This is a genomic window from Rhizobacter sp. P2_H3 (genome assembly GCF_056403355.1).
The window spans coordinates 1-3,831 of record NZ_JBFUFQ010000364.1; the positions used below are offsets into that span (position 1 = coordinate 1).

The following is a 3,831-nucleotide window of genomic DNA, read 5'->3' on the forward strand; positions in this document are numbered from 1 at the left end:
CTTGGAGACGACCTGCGGGCGGCCCGTCTTCATGTCGACGTGGGTGGCCCAGTTGACCTGCGGGTCGTACTTTTCGGCGACCAGCAGCGCACCCGTCACGCGGTCCATCGTGTAGGCGAAGCCGTTGCGGTCGAAGTGCACCAGCGCCTTGGTCGGCTTGCCCTTCACGTCGATGTCGGCCAGGATCATCTCGTTGATGCCGTCGAAGTCCCACTCGTCGAACGGCGTCATCTGGTAGACCCACTTGGCCATGCCGGTGTCGACGTCACGCGCGAAGATGGTCATCGACCACTTGTTGTCGCCCGGCCGCTGCGACGGATTCCAGGTCGACGGGTTGCCGGTGCCGTAGTACATCAGGTTCAGCGCCTTGTCGTAGCTGTACCAGCCCCAGGTGGTGCCGCCGCCGGTCTTCCACTGGTCGCCCTTCCAGGTCTTGACCGACGAATCCTTGCCCACCGGCGCCATCGCGCCGTTGGTCCAGGTCATGGTCTTGTCGGGGTCGACCAGCATCTCGGCGTCGGGGCCGACGCTGTAGCCCTTCCAGGCCAGCTTGCCGTCCTTCAGGTTGTAGGCCGCGATGAAGYCGCGCACGCCCCATTCGCCACCGCTGATGCCGGTKATGACCTTGTCCTTGAAGATGTGCGGCGCATTGGTGTTCACCGCACCCAGCTTCGGGTCGCCGTTCTTCACGCTCCACACGACCTTGCCGGTCTTGGCGTCGAGCGCGAGCAGCATGCTGTCGGCCTGCTGCAGGATGATCTTGCCTTCGGCATAGGCCAGCCCGCGGTTCACGGTGTCGCAGCACATCTGCGGGATCACCGCCGGGTCCTGCTTCGGCTCGTACTTCCAGAGGATCTTCTGGCTGTCGAGGTCGATCGCGAAGACCTTGTTCGGGAACGGCGAGTGCAGGTACATGGTGCCGTCGATCACGAGCGGCGAGCCCTCGTGGCCGCGCAGCACGCCGGTGGAGAAGGTCCACGCGACCTGCAGCTTGCCGACGTTGCCGGTGTTGATCTGGTTGAGCTTGCTGTAGCGCTGGTTGTACATGTCACCAGCCTGCATCGCCCAGTTCTTGGAGTTCGCGATGTTCTTCTCCACGTCTGCATTGGCCATTGCCAACGGCGGCAGAGCAAGCAACACCATGCCCAAATGACGCCAGATGCGCCACCTTGACTGACCGGAATTTCGCATCGAAGTCTCCTGTTTTATGAAGTGAGCAGAGTCCGGTCGCGAGAACCCACCAACCCAGCGACCCACGGAACTCGGCAAAGGACTCCAACCGCAAGTTTTGCGCCCATGCGCCCTCCAGGGATTGCCCGAAGAGGGAAAACCCAGGTTTCGCTCCGCGCCCGTGACGGTGATGTTCCGGAATTGAAATCGCGCTGACACCTTGCGCCGAATTCGTGGCATCCACGTTCGGCACAGAGTGTTTCAGGGCCGCGCCGCGGCGTGACGGAGATGGATCAACGCCCGGGGGCGCGATGGCGTTGCACTGCAGCATGGCGTGGGCCCGCGTATTGCTGTATTCCTGCTTCATGACCCTCGCGACGCACCCCTCGACGATGCTGCGGACCACCGGCCTGACGAAGCGCTATGGCGATCGCGCCGCGCTCAAGTCGTTGTCGCTGAGCGTCGGGGCAGGACAGTTCGTCGCGCTGCTGGGCCCGAACGGCGCCGGCAAGTCGACCTTGTTCCAGCTGCTGACCGGCCTGTTCGCGGCCGACGAAGGCGAGGTCGAGGTGGCCGGCCATTCGCTGCGCCGTGCGGCCGCCTCGGCGCTGCGCCAGATCGGCGTCGTGTTCCAGCAGATCTCGCTCGACCTTGACCTCAGCGTGCGCCGCAACCTGCTGTTCCAGGCCGACCTGCACGGCCTGCCGCGCCGGCTGGCGCGCGAGCGCATCGATGCCGGCTGCGCGCGGCTGGGCCTGGGTGGCGAGCTCGACCGCAAGGTGCGCGAGCTGTCGGGCGGCAACCGCCGCAAGGTCGAGCTGGTGCGCGCCGGCCTGCACCACCCGGCGGTGATGCTGATGGACGAGGCGACCGTCGGGCTCGACCCGAAATCCCGCCAGGACCTGCTGGCGGCCCTGCGCAGCGACGTGCAGGAGCGCGGCGTCTGCGTGCTGTGGGCGACGCACTGGGTCGAGGAAGCGGTGGCCGCCGACCGCGTGCTGGTGCTGCACCGCGGCACGCTGCTGGCCGATGGCTCGCCGGCCGAGGTGACGAGCGCGCTCGGAGAACCGACCCTGGAGGCGGGATTCATTGCCCGCACGGCCTGATGAACCTCACACCCCCCACCGTTCGCCCTGAGCAGGGACTGAGCCAGTCGAAGTCCCGTCCGTCGAAGGGTTGTGCCCGGCGCGCGCAGGGCCTTCGGCAGGCTCAGTCTCACCCTTCGACAAGCTCAGGGCGAATGGGATCTCTTTGCCGCCACCTTGGCGCCGCCTGGGCGCTGATCGCTTGCTGCACTGCCGCATCGGCGCAGGGCACCGCCTACGTGTCGAGCGAGAAGGACGATGCGCTGACGGTGATCGACCTCGCGACGCTGACGGTGAAGGGCACCGTGCCCACCTGCAAGCGCGGCCGGCACATCCAGCTCACGCCCGATCGCAAGATCATGGTGGCCTGCACCGACGCCAACGCGGCCGACGTGATCGACCCGGCCACCGGCAAGTCGCTGCGCCGCGTGCCGCTGGGCGACGAGCCGGAGGCGTTCGATCTCTCGCCCGACGGCAAGACCGTCTACGTGTCGAACGAGGACGCCGGCGAGGCCAGCTTCATCGACGCCGCCAGCGGCAGGAAGCTGCAATCGATCAAGGTCGGCCAGGAACCCGAGGGCGTGAAGGTCAGCGCCGACGGCAAGACGCTGTACGTGACCTCCGAGGTCGCGAGCCTGATCCACGTGATCGACGTGGCCAGCGCGAAGATCACCAGCAACGTGAAGGTCGGCAAGCGGCCCCGCCGCATGGCGCTCACGCCCGACGGCAAGGAGCTGTGGGTGACCAACGAACTGGGCGCAAGCATCAGCATCATCGCGACGGCCACGCACACCGTCACCGCCACCATCCCGCTGGAAGTGAAGGGCGCCCGCGCGACCGACATCACGCCGGTCGGCATCCTGATGTCGCGCGACGGCAAGCGCGCCTTCGTTGCGCTGGGCAAGGCCAACCACGTCGCCTTCATCGACGTGGCGAGCCGCAAGACCACGAACCTGGTGCTGGTGGGCAAGCGTGCCTGGAACGTGGCGATCGACAAGGCCGAGGCCCGGCTGTTCGTCGTCAACGGGCTGAGCGATGACGTGACCGTGGTCGACGTGGCGGGCGCCAAGGCGATCAAGAGCATCCCGGTGGGCCGCGTCCCGTACGGCGTGGCGATCGTCGAATGACACGCGGCCTGGCCTGCAGCCTTGTCACGCTGATGTTGTGCGCTGCCACCGCGTCGACCGCCGCAGCCGCCACGCTGAAGGCCACGCTGATCGTGCCGGGCGACGACCTGCGGCTGGAACGCTCGCGGCTGGAGCGCGCCTACCTGGGCCACACCGGTGGGCCGGCCGCCGACGGGCTGCAGGTGGCGCTGGACGAGGGCAGGTTCGAGCTCGAGGCGGCCGGCGCCGCGGTGGCGCTGAGCGTGGTGAATGCCGACACGCCCGACGCCGCGCGCGCCGCCGCGCAGGCGGCCGAGAAGGCCGGCGCGGCCATCGTGCTGACCGACCTGGGCACCGACGCCACGCTGGCGGTGGCCGACGCGGTGAAGCTGCCGGTGCTGAACCTGGGCGACGCCGCCGACCGGCTGCGCCAGCAGGATTGCCGCGCGCGGCTGTTCCACCTGATCCCC

The 3,831-nt window shown here is 67.8% G+C and carries 3 protein-coding genes and 2 pseudogenes; 3 read left to right on the forward strand and 2 right to left on the reverse strand.

The window, feature by feature from the left end:
* Positions 1-1,113: pseudogene (gene xoxF, locus AC1D1T_RS30870) on the reverse strand (PQQ-dependent ethylene glycol dehydrogenase XoxF); the annotation flags it as partial.
* Positions 1,049-1,537, reverse strand: a complete 489-nt coding sequence (locus tag AC1D1T_RS30875; RefSeq protein ID WP_477825657.1) for a hypothetical protein — start codon at positions 1,535-1,537, stop codon at positions 1,049-1,051. The pseudogene xoxF and the gene AC1D1T_RS30875, both read right to left, overlap by 65 nt.
* 25 nt (positions 1,538-1,562) lie before the next feature.
* On the opposite strand from AC1D1T_RS30875, the gene AC1D1T_RS30880 reads away from it, so the two are divergent.
* The 3 genes and pseudogenes from AC1D1T_RS30880 to AC1D1T_RS30890 form a co-directional block, all read left to right on the forward strand.
* Entirely contained in the window at positions 1,563-2,276 is a 714-nt protein-coding gene (locus AC1D1T_RS30880; RefSeq protein WP_047502800.1) for an ABC transporter ATP-binding protein, read from the forward strand.
* 134 nt (positions 2,277-2,410) lie between these two features.
* Positions 2,411-3,382 (forward strand): PQQ-dependent catabolism-associated beta-propeller protein, encoded by a 972-nt coding sequence (locus AC1D1T_RS30885; RefSeq protein ID WP_477825658.1) that lies wholly within the window; start codon positions 2,411-2,413, stop codon positions 3,380-3,382.
* Positions 3,379-3,831: pseudogene (locus AC1D1T_RS30890) on the forward strand (branched-chain amino acid ABC transporter substrate-binding protein); the annotation flags it as partial. The gene AC1D1T_RS30885 and the pseudogene AC1D1T_RS30890, both read left to right, overlap by 4 nt.

Bases quoted from the DNA above. Each gene is read 5' to 3' on its own strand.
- AC1D1T_RS30875 (WP_477825657.1), bottom strand. From the start codon at position 1,537: ATGAAGCAGGAATACAGCAATACGCGGGCCCACGCCATGCTGCAGTGC.
- AC1D1T_RS30880 (WP_047502800.1), top strand. From the start codon at position 1,563: ATGCTGCGGACCACCGGCCTGACGAAGCGCTATGGCGATCGCGCCGCG.
- AC1D1T_RS30885 (WP_477825658.1), top strand. From the start codon at position 2,411: ATGGGATCTCTTTGCCGCCACCTTGGCGCCGCCTGGGCGCTGATCGCT.